Here is a 25,731-nt window from a genome sequence, read left to right on the forward strand (position 1 = left end):
ATCACGGAGCCCCTTTCCCTTCGGCGCCGGACCAAACATCCGGCGCGGGGCACTTGGTCAACGGCCGGCCGGTCATCTGGTCACTGCCAGCCGGTACTCCTCGTCGGTGGCCAGGAGCCGGCGGTGGGTGTCCTCCGCGGTGACCACGCCGCCGTCCAGGACGAGCACGCGGTCGGCGACGTCCAGCAGCGCGGGACTGCTGGTGATCACCAGGGTGGTGCGGCCCCGGCGCAGCCCGGCGACGCCCCGCGCGATGAGCTGCTCGGTGACGGCGTCGACGGCGGTGGTCGGGTCGCGCAGCACCAGGACGTCGGTGTCGGCGGCCAGGGCGCGGGCCAGGGAGAGCCGCTGGCGCTGGCCACCGGAGAGATTGGCCCCGCGGTCTCGGACGGCGTGGTCGAGCCCCTCCCGGTGCAGGGCGACGACGTCGGTCAGCATCGAGGCCTCGACGGCTTCGCGGACCGTCCGGCTGGTGCCCGACGGGTCGATGTTGGAGCGCAGGGTTCCCGCGAAGATCTCGCCGTCGTACGGATTGACCAGCAGCCGTTCACGGACCGCCGCCACCGCCAGGTCCGCGAGGTCCCGTCCGCCCAGGCGCACCGTCCCCCCGTACGCGTCGGGCGGGACGTCCAGGGCGAGGACCGCGGCGAGGTCGGCCGCCGCGCGGGGCTGGTAGGCGGCGACGGCCACGAACTCGCCGGCCGCCACCTTGAACCGCACCTCGCGCAGCGCCCCGTGGCGGACGCCGTCGACGTCCAGGTCCGCGCCCCCGGTCGGCCGACCGCGTCCCGGGGTCGTCACCGGCGCGGCGCTGAGCACGAGTGCCATCCGCTGTGCCGAGGCGCGCGCCGTCATCACGTACTTCGGCATCTCCGAGAACAGCTTCAGCGGCTCCATGACGAACTGCGCGAGGCCCACGGCCATGACGAGTTCACCGATGGTGATCCGCCCCTCGAAGGCCAGCCACCCCGCCGTCAGGGTCACCGCGGCGGCGAGCACGGCGTTGAGGGCGAGCGCGGTGCCCGCGTAGACGCCGTTGACGCGGGCCACGGTGACCGCCTGCCGCTTGGCGTCGGTGCTGACCCGGCGGTAGGAGCGGAACGCCGCGTGGTTGCCGCCGAAGCCGTGCAGCGGGCGCAGGCCGATGATGAGGTCGGCGACCTTGGCGCCCGCCCGTGCCACCCTCGCCTGCTGTTCCCGCGTGCTGGAGCCGATGCGCCGGGACATCACGCTCAGCACGGACAGGATCGCGACGGTTCCCACGACGACGAGCAGCCCGAGCCTGAGGTCGGCCAGGCCCAGGGCGAGGGCCGCGATCAGCACCGCCACCAGCGAGCTGATCAGCAGCGGCACCACCTCGATGATGTCGGCGGTCTGGTCGGCGTCCTCGGTGGCGATGGTCAGCACTTCGCCGGACTTGAGGTCGACGTCCCTGGCGACGGGCTCGAGGCCCGCGCCCGCGACCCGGACCCGCCAGCGGTGCGCCTCGGTCGTGTTGGCCTTCTGCAGGATCCGCATCCCGAACCGCCAGGACAGCGACACGGTCGTGATGATGACGGCCAGCGCCGCGACGGAGAGGCCGAGCGCCTCGGGGCTCCGGTGGCGCATGGTGTGCTCGACGATCAGGCCGAGCGCGATGGGGAAGGCGGTCTCGCCGGCCTGGTAGAGGCCCATGAGGAGGGTGCCCCACGCCATCGCGCCGACGTTGCGCCGCAGGGCGGTACGGAGGATGTCGGACCCCGTGCGGGGCCGCTGGGTGTCAGGAGTGGTCATCGAGGTGGCGGGCAATCGCTTCCGGGGTGCGCAGGGTGAACAGGTCGCGGATCGTGATCACTGGACCGTACTCCCGGCGGAGCAGTCCGGTCAGCCGCACGGCCGACATGGAGTGGCCGCCGAGGGCCACGAAGTCGCTCACCGCGCTCACCTCGTCGTCGTCCAGGTCCAGGGCCTCGGCGAAGAGTTCGCACACCGTAGTCTCCGTCTCCGTCTCCGGGCCGCGCTCCCCCGCCGTGGTCAGCGCGCCCAGCGGCCTGGCCTCCGGCAGTGCCCTGGTGTCGGTCTTCCCGTTGACGGTCAGTGGGATGCCGTCGACCTGGGCGTAGTGGGTGGGACGGAGGAAGTCCGGCAGTGCGGCGCCGACGTCGGCGGCGACCCGGGCCAGGTCGGCGCCGTCCAGCACGAGGTAGGCGGCGAGCCGGTGCGCGCCGTCGGCCTGCGGGTCGGGCTGGGCGACGGCGGCGACGGACCGCACCGCCGGGTGGGCGGCGAACGCGGCCTCCACCTCGCCGGGTTCGACCCGGTGCCCGCGGATCTTGACCTGCTGGTCGGTGCGGCCGAGGTAGGCCAGGTTGCCGTCGGGGCGCCGCACCACCAGGTCCCCGGTGCGGTACATGCGCTCGCCGGGCGCGCCGAAGGGGCAGGCCACGAAGCGGTGGGCGGTCTGGGCGGGCCGGCCGAGGTAGCCGCGCGCGATGCCGACGCCCGCGACGTACAGCTCGCCGGGGACACCGTCGGGCAGGGGCCGCAGCCAGGGGTCCAGGACGTACACGTCGGTGTTGTCGATCGGCACGCCCACCACCGGGTCGGCGCAGTCGAAGGTGCCGGCGCCGAGGGTGTTGATGGTGTACTCGGTGGGCCCGTACAGGTTGTAGCCGACGGTTCCCTCGGTCGCGGCCAGCCGCGTCCACAGCGCCGGGGTGACGGCCTCGCCGCCCAGCAGCACCAGCGCGGGCCGGCGGGCGGGGTCGTCGAGCAGTCCCTCGGCGACGAGTTGCTGCGCGTAGGTCGGGGTGACGTTGACGACGTCGATCCCGTGCTCCTGGCAGTGGGCGACCAGCCCGGGGGCGTCGCGGCGCAGTTCCTCGTCGCAGATGTGGACCTCGTGGCCGTCGGCGAGCCACAGCAGTTCCTCCCACGACATGTCGAAGGCGAAGGACACGGTGTGGGCGATGCGGAAGGTCCGGTGGCCGTGCTGGGCCAGGACCGGTCCGAAGATCCGGCGCCGGTGGTTGAGCAGCATGTTGGTGAGTCCGGCGTACTCGGTCACCACCCCCTTGGGCCGGCCCGTCGAGCCGGAGGTGTAGATCGTGTACGCGGGGTGCCGCAGGCGGTCCGGGTCGTCGGGCGCGAACGTCACGAACGGCTCGGCCCCGGGCAGCGGGCGGTCCAGCTCGATGGCGCCGGCGGCGCCGGCGAGCCGATGCGCCGCCGTGCTCACGGTGAGTACGGCCTGCGGGCGGGCGTCCGCGAGGACGGCGGCGATGCGTTCGTCCGGGTGGTCCAGCTCCAGCGGCACGTAGGCGGCGCCGGTGCGCAGTACGGCGAAGAGGGCCACGATCGAGTCGAGGGAGCGCGGGAGTGCCAGGCCCACCGTCGCCCCGGGACGGATGCCGCGCCGGGTGAGGACACCGGCCAGCGCCCGGCTGCGGTCGCGCAGTTCGGCGAAGGTCATGCGCGCGCCGTGGGCGACGAGCGCCGTCCGTCGCGGGGCACGGTCGGCCGCCCGGTCGAAGTGGTCCACGACGGTGTCCGTGCCGATGCCGGTGCGCGGCGCGGGCTCGGGTGCGGGGGCGAGGCCGGGGAGGGCCCCCACCAAAGCGGCGGTCCCGGCGTGCGCGGTGAGGTCGTCGAGGACGCGCAGGTAGTCGTCGAGGAGGCGCCGGGCGCCCGCCGTGTCCCGGTCCCGGTACTCCAGTTTGACGGTGAGCCGGTCGCCGGGGGTGACCACCCACGTGAACGGGTAGTGGGTGGAGTCGTCGGCCCGCACCGAGGTGATGCCGTGCCGGGCGTTCATCTCGGCGAAGGCGTCCGGGTCCAGGAAGTTCTGGAGGACGAACAGGTTGTCGAAGAGGGTGTCGTGGCCGCCCGCGCGCTGGATCTCGCCCAGTCCCAGGTGCTCGTGCTCCATGGCCTCGGCCCGGGCCGTCTGTACGGCCGTCAGGTAGCCGCCGACCGTGTCGTGCGGCCGGGCGCGGGTCCACATGGGGACGGTGTTGAGCAGCACGCCGACGACGTCGGCCAGTCCTTCGCCGTCCCGGCCGGAGACGGTCACGCCGAAGACGGCGTCGGCGCGCCCGGTGCGGGCGCCGAGGAGGAGGCCGAAGGCCCCGGTCAGCACGGTGTTCAGCGTGACGCCGTGGGTGCGGGCCGCCGCGCGCAGGGCGTCCGACCGCGCGGCGGTCAGGGTGTGCACGAGTGCGCGCGGCAGGCCGTCGGGGAAGCTGGGCGACGGTCCGGCGAGCAGTGTCGGGCCGGGCAGGCCGGCGAGGTGCCCGGCCCAGAACCGTTCCGAAGCGGCGGGGTCCTTCGCGGCGAGGGCCCGCGCGTGGTCCTCGAAGCCGGGGGCGGCCGGTACGGCGTCCAGCGGGGTGCCCCTCAGGGCGGCCTCGTAGGCGGCGAACAGGTCGCGCAGCACGATCTCCCGCGACCAGCCGTCCCACAGCAGCAGGTGGTAGCTGAGCAGCAGGCCGTCGCGGTCGTCGGGCAGGCGGACCACGGTGAGCCGGATCAGCGGGGGTTCGGCGGGGTCGAATCCCGCCTCCCGGTCGCCGAGCCGCAGGGCGTCGGCGTCGGCCTCGGTCGCCGCCTCGGCCGTGCGGACCACGACCCGGCGGCAGGCCGCGAGGACCTGGACGGGGTTGCCGTCCTCGTCGGTGGTGAAGCCCGCGCCCACGGCCGGGTGCCGGGCGAGGAGGTACTCGGCCGCGCGCGTCAACGCGTCGGTGTCCAGGCGCCGTTCGAAGGTGAACCAGCTCTGGGCGACGTAGTGCCCGGCCGGGCCGGTCAACTGGGCCTGGAAGTACAGGCCCCGCTGGAGGGGGGTGACGGGCGCGGTGCGCTCGGCCGTCGCCGCGGCCTCGGCGAGGCGTTCCAGCGCGCGGTGCCAGTGCCCGGTGATCTCGTCGGGGACGCCCTCGGCGAGGGTGAAGGCCGCGTGCAGGCTGCCGGTGGCGGCGTCGGTCCAGGCGTTCACCTCGACGGCGTACGGGCTGACCGGGGCGGCTCCGGCGATCCGCGGTGCCTGTGACTCGGCGCCCCGGCCCAGGTAGTTGAACAGGACCTGCGGGTGGGCGGTGGCGAGCAGCGGCGCGGTCTGCGGGTTCAGGTACCTGAGGCCGCCGTAGGCGGCGTGCGCGCGGTCGTCCGGCCGGCGTTCGGCGACCTCGCGGGCGGCCGCGACGGGATCGGTGTGCGCGGTGAGCCGTACGGGCGCGACGGCGGTGAACCAGCCGACGGTGCGGGTGTAGTCGTGGTGGTCGAGGGCCGGGACCCTGCCGTGCCGCTCCAGGTCGACCGCCAGGTCGGTGGGCGTCGGCTGGACGCGGGTCAGCGCGGTGCGCAGCGCGCCGCACAGCAGCTCGGTGAGGCCGAGGCCCAGGGCGGCGGGCGCGGTCCGGGTGACGCGGTCGCTGACGCCGGGTGCGAGGACGGCCGTCCGCTCGCGCCGCCTCCCCGTGGCGGGCAGCGGTGCGGGGGCCTGGAGGGTGGTGATCCAGTGGGCCAGGTCGCCGGTCTCGTGGGCGGCGCGGTGGGTGAGTGCTTCGGCGTACTCGGCGTAGGACGTGGTCGGCGGTGCCGGGGCCGCGCCGCGCATCGCGTCGGCGAGGTCGTCCAGCAGGATCAGCCAGGACACGGCGTCGACGGCGAGGTGGTGCACGGTGACGACGAGGGTCCGGCCCGGCTCCAGCCACGTGAAGGCGACGACCTCGCCGGTCTCGGGGTCGAGGCGGCCGGCCGCCTCGTCGGCGGCGGCCGTCGCGTCGGTGCCGCTCGTGCGGGCGACCGTGACCGCGCGCGGGGGTTCCGTGCGCAGGGACCACACTCCGTGGTCGACGCGCAGCCGCAGCCGCAGCGCCGGGTGCGCGGCCACGACGGCCCGCGCGGCGCGCTCCGCGTCGGCGAAGCCGGTGCCCTCGGGTGCCGCCAGCGTCCTGGCCTGGGCGAACCGGACGAGCGGACCGCCCAGTTGCCGCTGGCGCAGGATGATCGGCGTGGGGGGTACCGGGCCGTCCTCGTGAGGGGCGGGCGCGGGTGCCGCGGCCCGGGGTGCGCGGGTCTCCAGGTGCTCGGCGAGCGCGCGGGGGGTGCGGAGCAGGAACACGTCGCGGGGTGCGAGGGGCAGGCCGGCCGCCCGGGCCCGGTTGACGACGGTGATGGCGACGATGCTGTCGCCCCCGGCGGCGAAGAAGTCGGTGTCGGCGTCCGGGCCGGAGCCCGGCAGTGCCTCGGCGAAGATGCCGACGAGCAAGGCGGAGGCGGAGCCGTCCACGGCGTCCGGGGCCCTGTGCGCGAGCGGTGCCGGTGCCGCGCGTTCGCTCAGCGCCCTGCGGTCCAGTTTGCCGTTGACCGTCAGCGGCAGCGCGTCCACCGCATGCACCCGGCCCGGCACCAGGTGCGCGGGCAGGGTCGCCGCCAGGCGCTCGGTGAGGTCCGCGGGCACCCGGCCCACGACGTGGGCGACCAGGTGGTCCTCGGTGTCCGCCACGGTGACGGCGGCGTCGGCCACGCCGTCGAGGGCGCGGATCGCGGACTCCACCTCGCCCGGCTCGACGCGGAATCCCTTGAGCTGAACCTGGTCGTCGGCGCGGCCGACGAACTCCAGTCCGCCGTCGAACGTGCGGCGGGCGAGGTCGCCGGTGTGGTACATGCGGGAACCGTCGGCCCGGAAGGGGTCCGCCACGAACCTGCCCGCGGTCAGCCCCGGCCTGCCCAGGTAGCCGAGCGACACCTGGTCGCCGGCGACGTAGATCGCGCCCACCCGGCCGGGCGGCACCGGGCGCAGCCGGTCGTCGAGCAGGTGGGTGACGAGGCCGGGAACCGGGCGGCCGACCGGGCTGGCGGTGACGGACCCCGCCGCGAAGTCGGCGGCGGTCAGGACCCGTTGGGTGACGTGGACGGTGGTCTCGGTGATGCCGTACATGTTGACCAGCTCGGGCGATCCGGTGCCGTGCCGTTCGACCCAGTCGCGCAGCCGTGCGAGGTCCAGCGCCTCGCCGCCGAAGATGATCCGGCGCAGCGCGGGCAGCGGCTCGCCCGCGTACCGGTCGGCCTCGGCGAAGCGGTGGAAGGCCGACGGGGTCTGGTTGAGCACCGTCACCCCGCGTTCGCGGACCAGGCGGTGGAAGTCGACGGGGGAACGGGTCAGCGCGTACTCCGGCACCAGCAGCTCACCGCCGTGCACGAGCGCGCCCCACAGCTCCCAGACGGCGAAGTCGAAGGAGAAGGAGTGGAACTGGACCCACACGTCGTCCGGGCCGAAGCCCATCGCGGGCCGGGTGCGGGCGAGCAGCGTCACGACGGCGGAGTGCGGGACGACGACGCCCTTGGGCCGGCCGGTCGAGCCGGACGTGTGGATGACGTACGCGGGGTCGTGCGGGCGTGGTCCGGGCCCGGGCCTGCCTGGGGCGGGCGGGGGCTCCCCCCCCGGCACGAGCACGCGGGCCGGCACTCCCGCGCGGGCCAGCAGCCGTGTGAACCGGTCGCGCTGCTCCGGTGCCACGAGGACGACCTGCGGGGCGGAGTCGGCGAGCACGTACTCCAGGCGCTCGTCCGGGTACGCCGCGTCGAGCGGTACGTAGGCGCCGCCCGCGCAGACCACGGCGACCAGGGCGACGACCTGCTCCACGGAGGGGGGCACCGCGACGGCGGCCCGCTTGCCGGGCCCGACCCCGGCCGCGCTCAGGCCGGCCGCCAAGGCGTCCTTGCGGCGCGCCAGTTCGCCGTAGGTCACGGACCGGGTGCCGCCGTCGAGGGCGCACTGGGTGACGGCGGTGGCCGCGGGGTCACGGCGCGCGGCCTCGTCGAACAACTCCCCCAGGGTGGCGGGGGCGACCGGTTCGAGGTGTCCGGTGGCGTCGGGGGCCAGGCTTGCGACCGGGGCGTCGGGCCGGGTCAGCAGGCCGGTGAGGTTGCGGGTGAACGTGCGCAGGATCTCGCGGGCGTCGGTCTCCCGCAGCACTCCGGTGTCGTGGATCAGGTTGAAGCGGACACCGCCCTGCGGCGCGCGCTCGACGACCAGGGTCAGGGGATAGTGCGGGGCGCCCTCGTTGACGAGGCCGGTGACGAGGAGGGTGTCGCCGGGCCGCCGCAGTGCGTGCACGTCGGTGGCCACGTCGAAGACCACCAGGGTGTCGAAGAGAGCACCGGCACCGGCGCGGCGGGTGGTCCGCGCGAGCGGGACGTGCTGGTGCTCCAGCACCGCGCTCTGGTGTGCCCTGACGGAGGCGAGGAGGTCGCGGGCGGTGGTGTCGGCGGACCAGCGGGCGCGCAGGGGCACGGTGTTGATGAGCAGGCCCACCATGTCCTCGATGCCGGGCACGTCCGCGTCGCGTCCGGACACGGTGGAGCCGAACACGACGTCGTCGCGGTGCAGGATGCCGCCCAGCGTGAGCGCCCAGGCGCTGTGCACGGCGACGCTGAGCGGCACTCCGGCCGACCGGGCCGCCGCGTCGACGTCGGTGTCGGCCGTGACGGCGGTGTCGGCGAAGTGCTCCGAGGGGGTGTGCTGCCCTTCGGCGATCAGCGACGGGCCGGGCAGTGAGTCCAGCTCTGCGGCCCACACCCGGTCGCTCGTCCCGTCGTCGCGGGCCGCGAGACGGCGTACGTGGTCGGCGAAGCCGCCGCGCGCGTACCCGGTGCCCGGCGCGTGGTACTCGGCCAGCAGGGTGCGCAGCATGGGCGGCACCGACCAGCCGTCGGCGACGATGTGGTGCACGGTCTGCACCAGGACGTCGCGGCCGGTTCCGGTGCGGATCAGTGTGTACCGCATCAGCGGACCGGTCGCCAGGTCGAATCCGGCGCGCCGGTCGCGCTCGGCGAGGGCGCGGATCTCGTCCTCGGTGATGCCCGGGCGGTCCAGCGTGGTGAAGGGTGCCTCGGTCCCGCTCTCCAGGACGGAGACGACGCGGCCGTCGGCGAGGGGCACGAAGCGGGCGGCCAGGTTCGGGTGGAGGGTGAGCAGACGGGTGGCGGCCGCCGCGAGCCGGCCGGGGTCCACGTCGCCCTCCAGGGTGAGGAGTTGCTGTTCGACGTAGCTGCCGGTGGCTTCGCCGTCGTAGACCGAGTGGAAGTAGAGGCCCTCCTGCAGCGGGGTCAGCGGGAGGACGTCCAGCAGCCTCGGGCCGTCCAGGGCGTCGACGTCGGCCTGGGTGAGGGTGAGCGGGCGGAAGTCGCCGGGCGTGTGGCCGCCGGTCTCCAGCGCGGCCAGGCCGGTGAGCGCCTCCCGGTAGTAGGTGCCGAGGGTCGCGACGTCGGCGTCGGTGAACACGCCGTCGGGCCAGGAGACGGTGGTGACCAGCTCGTAGGAGCCGGTGGGGCCGGGTTCGGCGATCGCGTTGAACTCCAGGGCGCGGGGCAGGCGCATGCGCGGGTCGCGCTTCTCCCCCAGTTGCCCCGTGGTGCGGGCCAGTTGCCAGTCGGCCGGCGAGCCCGCGTCGAAGCGGCCCAGGTAGTTGAAGAGCACCTGGGGCGCGGGGGCGTCGAAGGCGACCTGGGCCAGGTAACGCAGGGCGCCGTAGGAGACGCCGTTGTCGGGGACGCGCGCGAGGTCTTCCTTGACGGCCTTCAGGGCGGCGGCCAGGTACTCCGGCGCGGTGGGGTCGGTGGCCGGGCCGGGGTCGACGGTGACCGGGAAGAGGGTGGTGAACCAGCCGACGGTCCGGGAGAGTTCCGGCTCGAACCCGGCGGAGGGGGCGACGAAGCCCGGTTCGCGGCCGTGGCCCTCGAGTTCGATGTGGGCGAAGGTCTGGTCCTGGCCGAGGTCGCGGCGCCATCGGGCGAGGGCGACGGCGAGCGCGGTCACCAGTACGTCGTTGACGCCCGCGTGGAACCTCGCGGGCGTCTCGCCGAGGAGCGCGGCCGTGGTCCTGGCGTCGACCGCGACGGTCCGGGTCCGCTCGTGTGCCACGGTGTCGTCCGGGGCCGGGGCGCGTCTGCCCAGGGGGGCGTCCGGCCCCGGCAGCGGGCGGCGGAAGCAGGTGCCGTCGGCGTCGAAGGCCGCGCGTTCCAGGAGCTGGGTCCAGCGCCGGAACGACGTCCCCGTCGGCGGGAGTTCGATCGTCTCCCCCGAGGCGAGCTGCCGCCACGCCGTGGCCAGGTCGTCCATCAGCACCCGCCAGGACACACCGTCGATCACCACGTGGTGGACGACGACGACCAGGTGGCGTGCCGCACGGCGCCAGACGGCGCGCAGCATCGCGCCGCCCGCCGGGTCCAGTTGCGCGGTGGCGAGGGCGAGGCAGGCGTCGAGGGGTTGGCCGCTCTCCTGCCAGAGGGCCGCGGCGTCCGGGGCCGCGTCCGCCTCCGGGATGTCGAATCCCCAGCGCTCGCCGCGCACCAGCCGGGCCCGCAGCATGGGATGACGGCGCACGACGGCGGCGAGGATCGTGTCGAGCGCGTCGGCGGTCAGACCGGCGGGGGTGTTGAGCACGACGGACTGGACGAAGCCGTCGACGGCGTCGGTGGTCTCGCCGAGCCACTGCACGACCGGCGATCCCACCACGGTCCCGGTGGGGACGTCGCGGTGGTCCGTCCTCGTGGTGTCCTCGCGGCTCGCCACCGCCGCCAGCGCGCCCGGCGTGCTGTGGGTGAAGATCTGCCCGGCGCTGACGTAGAGCCCGGCGTCGCGCAGGGTGCTCAGCAGCGAGATGGCGAGGATGCTGTCGCCGCCGAGCCGGAAGAAGTCCTGGTCGACGCCGACCTGGTCGAGGTGGAGCAGTTCCGCGACCGCCGCGCACACCGTCCGCTCCTCGTCGGTGGCGGGCGGGACCAACGAGGCCGTGCCGACGACCGGGTCGGGAAGCGCGTTCCGGTCGATCTTGCCGTTCGCGGTGAGCGGGAACTCGGCCGTCACGACGACGTGCGCGGGCACCATGTACTCCACCATGTGCTCGCCGGCCCACGCCCTGACCTCGTCGGCCCGCAGGTCCTCGTGTCCGGCGGCCGGAATCACGTACCCCACCAGGTAGGTGCCGCCCGCCGGGTTCTTCCTGGCGACGACGCAGGTGTGGCGCACCCCGGGGTGCTCGGCGAGGCCGGCCTCGACGTCCTCGGTCTCCAGGCGCATGCCGCGGATCTTGACCTGGTTGTCCGCGCGGCCGAGGAAGTCGAGCGTGCCGTCGGGGGTGAAGCGCGCCAGGTCGCCGGTCCGGTACAGCCGGGAGCCGTCGTTCGCGAAGGGGTTCGCCACGAACCGGGAGGCGGTCAGTGCGGGGGCGTTCACGTAGCCGCGCCCGAGCAGCAGTCCTCCCGCGTACAGTTCGCCGCCGACCCCGACCGGGACCGGGCGCAGTTCGTCGTCCAGGACGTACAGCCGGGTGTTGGGGTTGGCCCGGCCGATCGACGTCGACAGGCGTTCGGCCGCGCCCCGGTAGACCACGTGCGAGACGCCGATCGTCGTCTCGGCGGGGCCGTAGCCGTGGTAGAGGGGGATGTCGAGCCGGGTGCGGAAGCGTTCGTACAGCTCGGGCGTGAGGACCTCGCCGCCGCACCAGACGTGCCGGAGGCTGTCGAGGCGCCCCGTGTCGCCCGCCATCTCCAGCAGCACGTCCAGCATGGAGGAGACCAGGTAGGTGAAGGTGACGCGCTGTTCGGCGATGACGCTCAGCAGGTGGTGGGGGTCGCGTTCGCCGCCGGGCCGCAGGACCACGAGCCTGCCGCCGCTGACGAGGGGCAGGAAGATCTCGTTGACGGAGATGTCGAAGGACAGCGGCGCCTTGAAGAGTGCCGCGTCGTCGTGGCCGAAGCCGAGGATCTCGTGGATCTGCCACAGCAGGCGCTCGCTGATCGCCTCGTGCCGGATCATGGCGCCCTTGGGCCGCCCGGTGGATCCGGAGGTGAAGATGACGTAGGCGAGCGCGTCACCGGGAGCGGTGACTCCGGTGTCTTCGGTGGGGTGGGAGCCGTACCGCCAGTCGCCGAGGTCCACGGCCACCGCGTCCGGCTCGCCGGGGGCGTGCTCGCCCGAGGAGTTGAGCTGGACGACGATCCGGGCGTCCTCGACGACGACCGCCCGGCGCTCGGCGGGCCAGTGGGGGTCGAGCGGGACGAAGGCGCCGCCCGCCCGGAGCACCCCGAGCAGGCCGACGACCATCTCGGCGGAGCGCTCCAGGGAGATGCCGACCAGGTCCTCGGCGGTGAGGCCGCGGGCGATCAGGTGGTGGGCCAACTGGGCGGACAGCTCGTCCGTCTGACGGTAGGTCAGCGTGCGACGGTCGTCGACGACGGCCACGGCGTCCGGCCGGGCGCGGGCCTGCGCGCGGAACATCTCCACCAGGGTCGGGCGGTCCCGGTCGGCGTCGGTGTCGTTCCACCGGGCGAGCTCCTCCAGCCGCTGCGCCGGGCCGGACGGGCCGATGGTGCCGAGCGGCCGGTCCGGGAAGTCGGCCAGGTCGTCCAGGGCGAGCTGCGCGTCGTCCGCCGCGGTCCCGGCCGGGAGGGTGATGCTCCGGCCGTCCGCCGCGACGGCCCAACCGCCGGGCGCCGTACCGCCGTTGTCGGCCCAGGCAAGGACGTCGGTGAAGAGGGTGCCCGCGGTGAGGTCGAGGCCGGCGGGGCTGTGGCCCGAGGACCAGTAGGCCAGTCCGACGGCGCACGCCTCGGCGACGGCCCGGTCGGAGAAGTCGCCGGTGCGGCGGCGTATGCCGGTCAGGTGTTCAGGAGAGAGCCGGACGAGAGAAGCGGTCGGTTCCATCATCGAAGACTCAACGCCCCTTCCAAGGAATGAAGGCAGGCTAGCCTAACTAAGGCATACCTAACTACCCCGCCCGGCCGCCCTCCCGCCAGGCCCGCCACAGCCGTGCGTAGCGGCCGCCCAGGGCCACCAACTCCTCGTGCGTGCCCTCCTCCACCACCCGTCCGGCGTCCAGGACGGCGATGCGGTCCGCCGCCACCGCCTGGGTCAGGCGGTGTGCCACGAACAGCGTGGTGCGGCCCGTGCAGGCGGCCAGCACGGCCCGTTCCAGCTCGGCGGCGCCCTCGCTGCCGGCCTCCGCGGTCGACTCGTCGAGCACCACCACCGGCGCCCGCCCCAGCACCAGCCGCGCCAGCGCGAGCTGCGCGACCTTGGTCCCGTCCAGGCGTTCGCCGCCCTCCCCGACCGGGGTGGCCAGTCCGTCGGGCAGGGCCTCGGCCCACCCGGCGGCACCGACGGTGCGCAGGGCGTCCAGGAGTTCGGCGTCACTCGCCTCCGGCGCGGCCAGGCGCAGGTCCTCGGCGAGCGGGCCGGAGAACACGTGGGTCTCCTGGGTCAGGATGCTCACCAGGGCCCGCGCCCCGGCCTCGTCCAGCTCCGCCAGGTCGGCCGGCCCGACGCGCACCGATCCCGCCTGCGGGGTGCCGATGCCCGCGACCAGCGCGGCCAGGGTGGTCTTGCCCGCGCCCGTCGCCCCCACCAGGGCGAGCGAGCGCCCCGCCGGGATCGTCAGGTCGACGTCCCGGAGGACCGGTTCACCGGCCCCCGGGTAGGTGAACGTCAGCCCGCGCACCGTCACCGGGTACGGTCCGGCCGCCGCCGGGGCGGGGGCGTCGCCCACCAGCCGGCCCGCCGTGTCCTCCCCCAGCACGCCGACCAGGCGGGTCAGGCTCGCGCCCGACTTCTGCGCCTCGTCGAAGGTGAACATGATGGCGCCCAGCGGGGTGAACAGCCGGTGGAACAGCAGCGGGGCCGCCGACACCTCGCCCAGGGTGGCCGCGTCCGCCTCCAGCAGCGCGTACCCGACCACGACGATGAGGGTGAGCCCGATGAACTCGGCGCGGTTCTCCCGGCCGACGAAGCGGCCGAAGAACCGGAACACCTCGATGCCGAGGTCGCGCACCCGCCAGGACTCCCGGTCGACCCGCTCGCGGAAGGACTCCTCGAGCCGGTAGGCCCGGACGGTGTCGATGCCGTTCAGCCCGCTGATGAGGGCCTGCGCGCGGTCGGCCTGGGCCACCCGCTGTTCGCGGTACAGCGGCGCGGACCTCGGCAGGTACCAGCGCAGGGCCAGCGCGTACGCGGGCAGCGCTCCGGCGCCCGCGAGCCCGAGCCGCCAGTCGAGGCCGAACATGCCGGCTGTGGCGATGGTGACGAGGACACCGGCGGAGAACACGGTGGGGACGGCCGTGCGGATGCCCGAGGAGATCACGGCGACGTCGTCGCCGACCCGGGACAGCACGTCGCCGCGCCCGACCTGCTCGACGCGTGCGCTGGGCATGCCGAGCACCGCGCGGACGGCCCCCTCCCGCAGCCGGGCGAGCAGGTCGGCGCCCAGCCGTCCGATCAGGTAGGTGGACACGGCACTCGCCGCCGCGCCGAGCAGCGCGGCGGCGGCCATCAGGGCCCCGATCACGACCAGGACCGACTGCGGCCCGCCCGCGGCCACCGCGTCGACCACGCGGCCCAGCAGCAGCACAGGGAGCACCTGGAGCGCCGCTCCGGCCACCGTGGCGAGCACCGTGGCGGCGGTCAGCCACGGCACCTCGCGGCAGTGGGCCGCGACCCAGCGGCCGGCCTCGCGGCCGGTCGCCGTGCGCAGGACGGCCGGGGCGGCGGCGCGCGTGTCGGTGACGGTCACCCCTGCCCGGCCGCCCTGACGAGTTCGTCGACTGCGTACGGCATGGACAGCAGGGTGCCCTGGGAGATGGCCGCGCCGACCGCCGGGCCCTCGCTGTCCAGCAGGTACGACACCTTGCCGTTCTTGACCGCGTCCAGGTTGGTGAACAGTTCGAACTTCTTCAGCGCGTCCTGGTCCGCCTTGTCGTTGACGACGAAGACGCGGTCCACGTCGACCAGGTCGACGCGCTCGGGCGAGAGCGTGGTGTAGAAGTCGCCGCCGGCGACCTTGTCGATCTCGGTCTGGTACGCGAAGCCGATGCCGGTCACGAGCCGTCCGCGCACGTCGGTCGAGGTGAAGGGCGCCACCGAGTCCTTGTACCAGGACAGGACGACCGCGGTCTGGTCCGCGAACTCGGGGTGGGCCTGCTTGGCGGCGTCCAGCTTGCCCTGGACGCCGGCCACCATCTTCTCGCCCTCCCCGGCCCTGCCGAGCGCCTTGGCGATGTGCAGCGCGTTGTCCTGCCAGGGCGCGCTGAACGGCTCCTTCTCGCCCTTGGTGCGGGCCACCGTGGGGGCGATCCGGGAGAGCTTGTCGTAGGCGGCCCGGTCGATCTCGGAGTAGACCGCGACGATCAGGTCGGGGCGCAGGGCGGCGATCTTCTCGTAGTTGGGTCCGGTGTCGCCGTTCTTCATGACGACCTCGGGCCGGGTGTCGCCCCATTTGTCCTTCACCCAGGGCCACTGGGTGTTGACGTCGGGGCTCCGGCCGGCCGGGTTCGGGTACTGGTCGACCATGCCGACGGGCTTGACGCCGAAGGCCAGCACGGTCTGGTCGTCGGTGTAGCCGACGGTGACGACCCGCTCGGGCGCCCGCTCGACCTTCGTCGTCCCGAACGCGTGCTCCACGGTGACCGGGAAGGCGCCGGCGGCGCCCGGCGTGCCGCCAGTGCCCCGGTCCTTCGCGTCGTCCGAGCCGGAACCGCATCCCGCGAGGAGTCCGACGCCGAGTACCGCGGCGGACAGTGCCGCCGCCAGTCGTCGCCGGGGCTTCGTACGCGTCGTTCTGAGGAGCATCCGGAGATCCCTTTGCTGTCGCGCCGTCCACTGCGCCCGTCCGAGGGCGGCACACCTCACCCGCCCATGTGAGGAGCCTATCCTCACCGCGACAACTCCGGTTCCGTTCGGTCGAGTTCGACGTGGGCACGGCCGATCGGCACGATGAGCGGACGGTCCCCGACCGGGTCGTCGATCACCTTGGCCCGCAGCCCGAACGCCTCGTGCAGCAGGTCGGCCGTGATCACGTCGCGCGGGTGCCCCTGGGCCAGGACCGCGCCGTCCCGCATGACGACGAGGTTGTCGCTGTAGCGCGTGGCCAGGTTCAGGTCGTGCAGCACCATGACCACGGTGCGCCCGGACTCGTGCAGGTCGTCGACGAGGTCGAGCACGTCGACCGCGTGCGCCAGGTCCAGGTAGGTGGTCGGCTCGTCCAGCAGGAGCAGGTCGGTGCCCTGGGCCAGGGTCATCGAGATCCACACCCGCTGACGCTGCCCGCCGGACAGCGAGTCGACCGGGCGGTCGGCGAGATCGGCCACACCGGTCATGGCCAGCGCCCGTCGTACGACGTCGGCGTCGTCCGACGACCACTGCCGCAGCCAGCTCTGGTGCGGGTGGCGGCCCCGGGCGACCAGGTCGGACACCGTCAGTCCCTCGGGCGCCACGGGCGCCTGGGGCAGCAGGCCGAGCTTCTTCGCCACGTCGCGGGTCCTGAGCGCGGCGATGTCCTCGCCGTCCAGCACGACCGTGCCGCCGGTCGGCCTGAGCAGCCTCGACAGGGTGCGCAGCAGGGTCGACTTGCCGCAGCCGTTCGGCCCGATGATGGTGGTGATCACGCCGGGCGGGATCGCCACGTCGAGGCCGTCGATGACGGGCCGGGCGCCGTACCCGACGCTGACACCGCGGGCCGCCAGCCGTGCGGCGCCGTCAACTGCCGTTCCGGTGGCGGTGATGGACTGAACGACCACGGGGCCCCCTCGATTAGGCTCGCCTTACTTTGTACCAGCTATCTGCGGTTCGCCCGCACCAGCAGATGGACGAGGAAGGGTCCGCCGATCGCGGCGGTGACCACGCCGACCGGCAGCGAGACGGGCAGCGCGGTGCGCGCGAGGAGGTCCGAACCGGTCAGCAGCACCGCGCCCACCAGGCCCGAGGCCACCAGCGGCGGCGTCGGACACCGCGCCAGCCGCATCGCCACCTGCGGCGCCACCAGCGCGACGAACGGCACCGGTCCCGCCGCGCTCACCGCCACACCGGCCAGCAGCACCGCGCACAGCAGCAGCACCGCGCGCACCGCCCCGTACCGGACGCCGAGCCCGGCGGCGACCTCGTCGCCGAAGTGCAGCGGCTTGAACTGGAAGGCGACGCAGGCCACGACGGCCAGCAGGGCGAGCGTGCACCACAGGGCGACGCGGACCTCGCCCCACGACCGGTTGTCCAGCGAGCCGACCAGCCACGCCTGGGCCCGGGCCACGTCCCTGATGTCGGCGCCGACCAGCAGCCAGGTGGTGATCGCCTGCATCACGGCGTTGACGGAGATGCCGATGAGGATGAGCCGGAAGCCGTCGATGCCCCGGCGCCACGCCATGAAGTACACCAGCAGACCGGTGCCGAGCCCTCCCGCGAGCGCCGCCGCCGACAGGCCCACGGCGTCGGTCACGGCGGTGGCGGCACCGCCCGAGACGGTCACCAGGAACACCGCGACGGTCCCGGCGCCGCTGGTGATGCCGAGGACGTCGGGGCTGGCCAGCGGATTGCGGGCGACCGACTGGGTGAGGGCGCCGGAGACCCCGAGCGCGACGCCCACGACGAGCCCGGCGAGGGCCCGGGGCATCCGCAGGTCCATGATCACGAACCGGTCGACCTGCTCGCCCCCGCCGAAGACGGTGGCGACGACCCGGGGCAGGGCGACGGGGAAGTCCCCGACCCCGATGGACAGGCAGAACAGCAGGAAGCCCGCCCCCGCCAGGAGCAGCGTGACGCCCGCGACCCAGGGCCGCCACACGAAGGACATGCCCCCGAAGCGCACCCCGGGTGCCACCGACACCCGCTCCCGAGCCGCCACGTCCACCGCCGCTTCCGCCCCGTCCGCCTTCATGTCCGCCCCGCTCACGCGTTCTTGAACTTTCCGCGCCACACCGGGACGGCGAAGAACGGCGCGCCCAGGAGCGAGACGACGACTCCGGCGTCCAGTTCCCCCGGCCGCACGACCAGGCGCCCCACGATGTCGCAGACCAGCAGCACGACGGCCCCGAGCAGACCGGCGTACGGCACCAGCCAGCGGTAGTCGGGGCCGGTGAGGTACCGGGCGACGTGGGCCACCATGAGCCCGAGGAACGCGATGGGCCCGCAGGCCGCGGTCGCCGCCCCGGCCAGCAGGGTGATGGCGACGACGCCGACGGTGCGGGTCAGCGCGGTGTTCACCCCGAGCCCCCGCGCGACGTCGTCGCCGAGGTTGAGCAGGTTGACGGACGGCAGCGTCGTCAGCGCCAGCAGCAGCCCGGCGGCGACGAAGACGGACACGGGGCCGATGACGTCGAACCCGACTCCGGTCAGCGAGCCCGCGTTCCAGAACCGCAGCGCGTTCAGCGAGGCCTTGTCCGTCAGCGAGACCGCCGTGGTCATCGCCGCGAGGAAAACCGTGACGCCCTGTCCGGCCAGCGCGAGCGTCAGGGGGTTGCCCGCTCCCCGGCCGATGCTCGACAGCCCGAAGACGACGGCACCGGCCACCGCCGCGCCCGCGAAGCCCAGCCAGACGTACTGGTACGGGCTGGTGAACCCGAAGGCGGCGATCCCCGACACCACGGCGAACGAGGCACCGGAGTTCACCCCCAGCAGCCCGGTGTCGGCGATGGGGTTGCGCGTGTACCCCTGGATCAGGGCCCCGCCGACGCCCAATGCGACACCGGCCACGACCGCGAGCACCGTGCGGGGCACCCGCACGGTCTGCACGATGAGCCGGATCTCGGTGAGCCGCTGGTCGGACTCGGGCGCCGCGAACAGCCCGTGCCAGACCTCGCCGGGACCGAGCGCACGCGCGCCCACGGCCAGCGACGCCGCCGCCGCGACCACGAGCAGCGTCGCGAGCAGTCCCAGACCGGCAACTCGATTCCTGCGGCGCCCTGTTGGGCCCCTCGGCGCGGACGCGGGGCGCTGGGCGGCAGTCGTGGTCATGGCGTCGTACACTAACGCGCGCCGGTCCCGGTCCCGGTCCCGTCAGCGACCGTACGGGCCTCGTCGGACGCGGACTTGAGGCCCCGGTCGAGGAGCGACTCGAGGATCTCGCCGACCCGGACGGCGGTGTTGGAGAGCAGCGACGACGTGATGCCGTGCGTGTGCTCGGTGCCGCCCTGGAGGTAGATTCCGCAGCGCAGGGCGGGGTCCGTGGCGACGCGGTAGTCCCGCTCGACGCGCACCCGGCCCTCGTCGTCGCGCAGGCAGCGGTCGGCCGCCTCGCCGAGCAGGCCGAGGGGGTCGGCCGGTCCGTAGCCGGTGGCGAGCACCAGGACGTCCGCGTCCAGGGCGGTCTCCTCGCCGGTGACCAGGGAGGTCACGGTGACGCGCACCCGGTCCGGCGTCTCCTCGACGTCGCTGAGCCGGGAGACGTTGAGGAAGCGCAGCCGCTCGGTGCCGAGGACCTTCTCCCGGTACATCTGCCGGTACAGGTCGTCGATGAGGTCGATGTCCACCACGGAGTAGTTGGTGTTGCCGTGGTAGTCCATGAGCCGGCGTTTGACGCTGCCGGGCGCGGTGAAGTAGTCGTCCACCGCCGCCGGGTCGAAGATCCGGTTGGCGAACGCGCTGTCGTCGGCGGGGCTGTAGCCGTAGCGGGCGAAGACGGCGCAGACCTCCGCCCGCGGGAAGCGGCGGTGCAGGTAGGCGACGTTCTCGGCGGCGCTCTGCCCGGCGCCGACGACGACGAACCGGGAGGGCGAGGTGCCTTCCAACGCGTCGACCCGGGAGAGCAGTTCGGAGTTGTGCCAGACCCGCTCGCCGCGCTCCACGCCGTCCGGGACGAGGGGGCGCAGTCCGGTGCCGACGACGAGGTTGCGCGTCCGGTGGATCTCCAGCCCCTCCCCCGAACGGACCGTCACCTCCAGGTGGTCCACGGCTCCGTCCCTGGCGACCGGTGCCACGCCGACGACCTCGTGGCCGTAGGAGACCAGGTCGCCGACCTTGGCGGCGGCCCACTCGAAGTAGTCGTGGAACTCGACCCGCAGCGGGAAGAGGTTCTTGTGGTTGATGAAGTCGATCAGCCGCCCCTTGCTCTGCAGGTAGCACAGGAAGCTGTATTCGCTGGCCGGATTCCGCAGGGTGACCAGGTCCTTGAGGAAGGACACCTGCATGGTCGCGTCGTCGATCAGCATGCCGCGGTGCCAGCCGAAGCGTGGCTGCTGCTCGAAGAAGCGGGCGTCGACCGCCTCCTGTCCGCCGGCCCGTGCGTTGTGTTCGCGGACCGCGATCGCCATGGCGACATTGGACGGCCCGAAGCCGATTCCGATGAGGTCGTGGACCAGCGTTGTGTCACCAGGACGGACCTGTGACATGTCACTCCCCTCGTGCGCCGGAAACTTAGGTGAGCCTAAGCTAATGAGGTACGGCTGTCGATAGGGCGAAGCGAGGGGCGATTCAGGCCAACTCGACCACGACATTGGGGTGTTGCGCACTAAGGTAAGCCTTGCTTAACTGCCCGGGTCCGGTCCCCCGTGTCGAGGAGGAACGCCCATGCGGGTCGTCATGTTCGGTTACCAGACCTGGGGGCACCGCACCCTGCGCGCCCTGCTGGACTCCGAACACGACGTGGTCCTGGTGGTGACGCATCCCAAGAGCGATCACGCGTACGAGAAGATCTGGAGCGACTCCGTCGCCGACCTCGCCGAGGAGCACGGCGTCCCGGTTCTGATCCGGAGCCGGCCCGACGACGACGAACTGTTCGAGCGGCTCGTGGCCGCCGAGCCGGACATCATCGTGGCCAACAACTGGCGCACCTGGATCCCCCCGCGCGTCTTCGGTCTGCCGCGCCACGGCACGCTCAACGTGCACGACTCCCTGCTGCCGAAGTACGCCGGGTTCTCCCCCCTGATCTGGGCGCTGATCAACGGCGAGCCGGAAGTGGGCGTCACCGCGCACCTGATGAACGACGAGCTGGACGCCGGCGACATCGTCCGGCAGGAGGCCGTGCCGGTGGGCCCCACGGACACCGCCACCGACCTGTTCCACAAGACCGTGGACCTCATCGCCCCGGTGACCCTCGGCGCCCTCGGGCTCATCGCGGCCGGGCAGACGGAGTTCACCAAGCAGGACCGCTCCCGGGCGAGCTTCTTCCACAAGCGGTCCGCCGAGGACATCCGCATCGACTGGAACTGGCCCGCCGAGGACCTGGAGCGCCTGGTCCGGGCGCAGTCGGAGCCCTACCCCAGCGCCTTCACCTTCCACCGGGGCAGGCGGCTCGAAGTCCTCGCCGCCGTGGTCTCCGAGGGGCGCTACGGCGGTACGCCGGGCCGGATCTTCTACCGCGAGGGCGAGGGCGTGGTGATCGTCGCCGGGGCGGACGCGCGCCGGGGACGCAACCACGGCCTCGCCGTCACGCGCGTGCGCACGGAGGACGGGCGGGAGCTGGCCGCGACGGAGTACTTCACCTCCATGGGCGGCTATCTGACCGCACGCCCCTGAACTCCCCCGGCACGCAGGAGAAACGGGCGGGGCCCGGCCGTGCTGCCACGGCCGGGCCCCGCGTGGTGCGGTCGTGCGTGCGCGGCCTCAGCCGCTCTTGCGCCGGAACGAGCGCTGACTGGCGGCCGGACCGTGGGCGCCGCGGATCTTCGCCGTGTCGGCATGGGCGGCCTGGGCCGCGGCCTCCGCCTGTTTGCCGCGCTTGCGCTCCAGCGCCTGGCGGAACTTGTCCTTCAGGTCGTACTGACCGTCGGCGCCGGGCGTCAGGGCGGTGTCCTCGTCCCGTGCCGGTTCCGAACCTGCCTGCGCTGAAGACTCTTCCGTCATGACGACCTCCTGGGCTCGGACAACAGGAGCACAGCTTGTCACGCCCGGCCGCCGGGAACCACCGAGAATGTGCCCGGGCCCGCCGGCAGGTTCACCGTGTACTGGCGCAGGTACGTGTCCAGGAACGGCGACCGGTCGCCCGGGGTGGCGACGTCGTCGGCCGGATCGTCCAGGGCGAGCCGCAGTGTGGCGCCCCTGACCTGGACGGTCTCGCCGGAGGGCGTGTCGCGCCAGGAGCCGGTCTGGATGGACCCGATCTCCACGGCGAGGACGTGCCCGGCGGCCAGGGTCCAGTCGGTCGCCTTCAGATCGACGCTCATCCGGCCGGACTTCACCAGGGAGACCTGCTCGTCGAACATGACGGCGGTGCCGTCGGGCGCGACGTCGTACAGCTTGAGCATGACGTTGCCCTCGCCGCGGGCGGTCAGGGACACCTGCGGGGTGCCGGTGACCCGGGTGTCCTCGCGCAGCGGTTTCGACCGGACGAAGAAGCTGGAGGCCACCTCACCGGCCTGCTGGCGCCTCGCCAGTTCCGCGGCCAGACCGGGCGGGGCCGGCTGCTCGGTGGCGGGCGCGTTCTCCATGTCCCACTTCCCGTCCGGCTGCGGCGCCTTGGGGGCCGGACCGCCGGACGCGGTCAGCGCCGCGCGGGCGGAGGCGCCGCCGTCGTCCACGTACGAGCCGTTGCCGAGCGGAACGGTGACCGACCGCTCGGTGACCGGCCAGGTGGGCTGGGCCCGCCAGGCACCGGTGGAGTCCTCGACGGCGTAGGCCGGGTAGCGCACCTTCGGTGTGATGCCCTTCAGGTACTGGTCGTAGAAGGAGAGGGTCTCCTCGTACCAGCCCTCGCGGCCCATGGCCAGGCGTCCGTCCCCGACGCGGTCGCCGCCGCGCACGTGGTCCCACTGGCCGAGCCAGCCGCGCTCGGGCCCCCGGTGGTTGTCGAGGTACTCCTGCATCTCCTCGGGCTTGGTGTTGTTCTCTATGAAGCCCTGCGTGACGAAGAGCGGGGTGTCGCTCCCCTTGGCCATCCTCGCCAGGTCGCGGGAGGTCCAGTGCTCGTCGTGCTGGTCGGATATCCGGTAGCCGGCCGAGTTCTCCGTCAGGCACTCCGGGTGGCTGTCCTCGTAGCGTGCCGCGGCCCGGTACTCGGGGTCGTCGTCCGCCATCGGGGGCATCGTGGCGATGGAGTTGTAGGCACCGGCGGTACCGGTCACGTTCGGGCGGGGCACACCGTTGGAGTAGATGTACTGGTACATGTCCCACACGGGTTCCTGGGCGACGACGGCCTTGAGCGCGCGCTGGTCCAGGTTGTTGCCGATGAGGCCCGTGACGGCGTCGTACGACTTGCCGTACATGCCGACGGCGCCGGTGGACCAGGGCTGCTTCGCGGCCCAGTCGATCGCGGCCTTCACGTCGGCCTGCTCGCCCGGTCCGCCCCAGTCCAGGCAGCCGGTGGAGCCGCCGAAGCCGCGCAGGTCCACCATGACGAAGGCGTAGCCCCGGTCGAACAGGTCGGTGCCCTCGATGAAGTCCTGGAAGCGGGCGGAGGGCCCGGTGCGGGTCCAGCCCTCGGGGCCGGTCTGGCCCGCGTGGGCGAAGTAGGGGCCGACCGACAGGATGACCGGCACCTTCTCCTTGTGCCGGAGCCCCTCGGGGAGCAGGACGTCGGCGTGGAGGCGGGTGCCGGAGCGGTCGGAGGACGGGAAGTAGTGCTGGGTCCAGACCGATCCCTCGGGGACGCGGTCGTTCTCCTCGTGCGTGACGGGTCCGGTCCCGGTGGCGGCCGGCCCGGCCTCCGTCCCGCCGGCCGCGACGGCGGGGCCGCCGAGTCCGGCGGTCAGGGCGAGGGCGGCGACGAGCGCCGAGGCGGTCCGGACGACCGCGCGACGGGGTCTCACATGCTCCTCCTTGAACGGCGGGTGCAGGTGGTACGGGTGGTGCAGGTCTAGCAGCCAAGTCCGCGCACGTCGATGGGGCGTGCCCGCAACCGGCCGCCCGCCGGGGGGCATTGGCGGACAGGGCGGGACGGACCGGCCCGCCCGCACCGCTCGGGGACCACGGCCGGCGCCTCGTCGCCGGAATCGCCCGCGCGCCGGTCACTGCCTAAGGTGGGGCGGGCCGACGGAACCGGAGGTCTTCGCGACCGCAGGAGAGTGGGGCGCCATGGCGCTGGGTGTCGACTCGATCCGGCGGACCGCCCTGGGCGTCCTCGGGGCCGTCCTGCTGCTGGTCGGCGTCGCCCTGCTGGTGCTGCCCGGTCCGGGCCTGCTGCTCGTCTTCGCCGGGGTGGCGCTGCTCGCCCGCGCCGTTCCGGCTCTGGACCGGTTCGTCGCCCCGGTCCGCGTCCGGGCGATGCGCGCGGCCGAGGAGAGCGTCTCCTCCGGATGGCGGATCGCCGGTTCGGTGCTGGTGGGGCTGTGCCTCCTCGCCGCCGGGGCGGTGTGGGGCCTCGTTCCCGAGGTGCCGTACTCCGGCTGGGCCGCGGGGGCGAGCCTGATCGTCTCCGGCCTGGTGCTGTTCGCCCTGCTCGGGTGGAGCCGCCGACGTGTCCTGGCGGCCCGGCGCGGCTCGCCGCCGGATGCGGGACGGGCGGGCTGAGCCGGCGGGAGGGCGCTTCGCGCACCCGGCCGGGGGCGGCGCGTCCGCAGGTAGAATGGGCCCACGCTTCGAGGCGCCCGGGTCCGTACCGAGGGGTACGGACCCGGTCGCGTTCCGGGCGCCTGATCAGAAAGGTCCCCCCATGAACGCGCAGCCGCCCCCTTCCTTCGACGCCTTCGGGCTGCCGCCGGTGCTGGTGGAGACGATGACCGGCCTCGGAGTCAGGGAGCCCTTCCCGATCCAGGCGGCGACCCTGCCCGACGCGCTGGCCGGGCGGGACGTCCTGGGCCGGGCACGCACCGGTTCGGGCAAGACACTGGCCTTCGGGCTCGCCCTGCTCGCCAGGACCGCCGGCCGGCGTGCGGACTCGAAGCGGCCGCTCGCCCTCGTCCTGGTGTCGACGCGGGAACTGGCCCAGCAGGTGAGCGACGCGCTGACGCCGTACGCGCGGGCGCTCGACCTGCGCCTGACGACGGTCGTGGGCGGGCTGTCGGTCAACCGGCAGGCCCAGGCGTTGCGCGACGGCGCCGAGGTGGTGGTCGCGACGCCCGGACGCCTCGCCGATCTGGTGGCCCGCCGGGACTGCCGGCTGGACCACGTGCGCGTCACGGTGCTGGACGAGGCGGACCAGATGTGCGACATGGGGTTCCTGCCCCAGGTCTCCGCCGTCCTCGACCAGGTGCCCTCCGACGGGCAGCGGCTGCTGTTCTCGGCCACGCTCGACCACGACGTCGACCAACTGGTGCGCGAGCGTCTGCACGAACCGGTGCTCGCGTCGGTCGATCCGGCGTCGGCCTCGGTGACGGCGATGGAACACCACGTGCTGGTGGTCCACCCCGCCGACAAGTACGCGACCGCGACCGAGATCGCCGCCCGCGACGGCCGGGTGCTGATGTTCCTCGACACCAGGGCCGCAGTCGACCGCTTCACCCGGCACCTGCGCGCCGCCGGGGTGACTGCGGGTGCCCTGCACAGCGGGAAGTCGCAGCCGCAGCGCACCCACACCCTCGCCCGGTTCGCGCGAGGCGAGGTCTCCGTGCTGGTGGCCACCGACGTCGCGGCGCGGGGCATCCACGTCGACGACCTCGATCTCGTCGTCAACGTCGATCCGCCGGCCGGTGCCAAGGAGTACCTGCACCGCGGCGGGCGTACGGCACGCGTCGGCCGGGCGGGGACCGTGGTCACGCTCGTCACCCCCGACCAGCGGCGCGAGGTGAACCGGACGACGTCCGAGGCCGGGATCCGGCCGACGGTGACGCCGGTGCGCTCGGGCGAGCAGAAGCTGACGGACCTCACCGGCGCCAAGCGCCCGCCGTCCGGCTCCGGGTCCGGGTCCGGCAAGGAGGGCGGCAACGCGCCGTTCCGCGGGATGGGCACCCGCCCGGGCCGCGCCGCGAAGGGATCGCGCAAGACCGCCGAGGCGCGCAAGGCGGCGGAGGCCCGCGCGGCGGCACGGGTGCGCCGGGGCCGCTGAACGCGGGGCGTTCCGCTGCGGCCCCGCGTCAGGAACCGGACCGTCCGCGGCGCTGCGTCAGGAGCACGGACCG

13 protein-coding genes are annotated in these 25,731 nt (G+C 73.8%); 3 read left to right on the forward strand and 10 right to left on the reverse strand.

Annotated elements, in window-relative coordinates:
• Positions 1–72: 72 nt before the first annotated feature.
• The 8 genes from IG88_RS0112105 to IG88_RS0112140 form a co-directional block, all read right to left on the reverse strand.
• Positions 73–1,773, reverse strand: coding sequence for an ABC transporter transmembrane domain-containing protein (locus IG88_RS0112105; RefSeq protein ID WP_031038802.1), 1,701 nt, complete (start codon positions 1,771–1,773; stop codon positions 73–75).
• Complete coding sequence (locus IG88_RS0112110; protein ID WP_031038805.1) at positions 1,760–12,691, reverse strand: non-ribosomal peptide synthetase; 10,932 nt, start codon at positions 12,689–12,691, stop codon at positions 1,760–1,762. Before IG88_RS0112110 ends, IG88_RS0112105 begins: the two co-directional genes overlap by 14 nt.
• Positions 12,692–12,752: 61 nt before the next feature.
• Complete coding sequence (locus IG88_RS0112115; protein WP_031038808.1) at positions 12,753–14,549, reverse strand: ABC transporter ATP-binding protein; 1,797 nt, start codon at positions 14,547–14,549, stop codon at positions 12,753–12,755.
• Positions 14,546–15,604, reverse strand: a complete 1,059-nt coding sequence (locus IG88_RS0112120; RefSeq protein WP_031038812.1) for an iron-siderophore ABC transporter substrate-binding protein — start codon at positions 15,602–15,604, stop codon at positions 14,546–14,548. The genes IG88_RS0112115 and IG88_RS0112120 overlap by 4 nt, the downstream gene beginning before the upstream one ends.
• A gap of 83 nt (positions 15,605–15,687) precedes the next feature.
• Complete coding sequence (locus tag IG88_RS0112125; protein WP_031038815.1) at positions 15,688–16,551, reverse strand: ABC transporter ATP-binding protein; 864 nt, start codon at positions 16,549–16,551, stop codon at positions 15,688–15,690.
• Positions 16,552–16,589: 38 nt separating this feature from the next.
• The gene (locus IG88_RS0112130) at positions 16,590–17,681 is read right to left on the reverse strand and encodes a FecCD family ABC transporter permease (protein ID WP_199807444.1); all 1,092 of its coding nucleotides are present in this window, start codon (positions 17,679–17,681) and stop codon (positions 16,590–16,592) included.
• A gap of 11 nt (positions 17,682–17,692) precedes the next feature.
• A complete protein-coding gene (locus IG88_RS0112135; RefSeq protein ID WP_031038820.1) occupies positions 17,693–18,757 on the reverse strand; it encodes a FecCD family ABC transporter permease in 1,065 nt (354 codons plus the stop codon).
• A gap of 11 nt (positions 18,758–18,768) precedes the next feature.
• Entirely contained in the window at positions 18,769–20,130 is a 1,362-nt protein-coding gene (locus IG88_RS0112140) for a lysine N(6)-hydroxylase/L-ornithine N(5)-oxygenase family protein (protein ID WP_031038824.1), read from the reverse strand.
• A gap of 178 nt (positions 20,131–20,308) precedes the next feature.
• Here IG88_RS0112140 and IG88_RS0112145 point away from each other — a divergent pair, with 178 nt between their 5' ends.
• Positions 20,309–21,256, forward strand: coding sequence for a methionyl-tRNA formyltransferase (locus IG88_RS0112145; RefSeq protein WP_031038826.1), 948 nt, complete (start codon positions 20,309–20,311; stop codon positions 21,254–21,256).
• 87 nt (positions 21,257–21,343) lie between these two features.
• Here the strand turns inward: IG88_RS0112145 and IG88_RS0112150 are convergent, their stop codons facing one another.
• Both IG88_RS0112150 and IG88_RS0112155 read right to left on the reverse strand, forming a co-directional pair.
• Positions 21,344–21,583, reverse strand: a complete 240-nt coding sequence (locus IG88_RS0112150; RefSeq protein ID WP_031038829.1) for a DUF5302 domain-containing protein — start codon at positions 21,581–21,583, stop codon at positions 21,344–21,346.
• A gap of 38 nt (positions 21,584–21,621) precedes the next feature.
• A complete protein-coding gene (locus IG88_RS0112155) occupies positions 21,622–23,484 on the reverse strand; it encodes a CocE/NonD family hydrolase (protein ID WP_031038832.1) in 1,863 nt (620 codons plus the stop codon).
• Between the two features lie 265 nt (positions 23,485–23,749).
• On the opposite strand from IG88_RS0112155, the gene IG88_RS0112160 reads away from it, so the two are divergent.
• A complete protein-coding gene (locus IG88_RS0112160) occupies positions 23,750–24,184 on the forward strand; it encodes a PGPGW domain-containing protein (protein ID WP_031038834.1) in 435 nt (144 codons plus the stop codon).
• 142 nt (positions 24,185–24,326) lie between these two features.
• Positions 24,327–25,658, forward strand: a complete 1,332-nt coding sequence (locus IG88_RS0112165) for a DEAD/DEAH box helicase (RefSeq protein WP_031038836.1) — start codon at positions 24,327–24,329, stop codon at positions 25,656–25,658.
• The last annotated feature ends 73 nt before the right edge of the window (positions 25,659–25,731 follow it).

The sequence above is a fragment of the Streptomyces sp. NRRL F-5650 genome (genome assembly GCF_000721365.1).
GTDB classification, from domain to species: Bacteria; Actinomycetota; Actinomycetes; order Streptomycetales; family Streptomycetaceae; genus Streptomyces; species Streptomyces ardesiacus.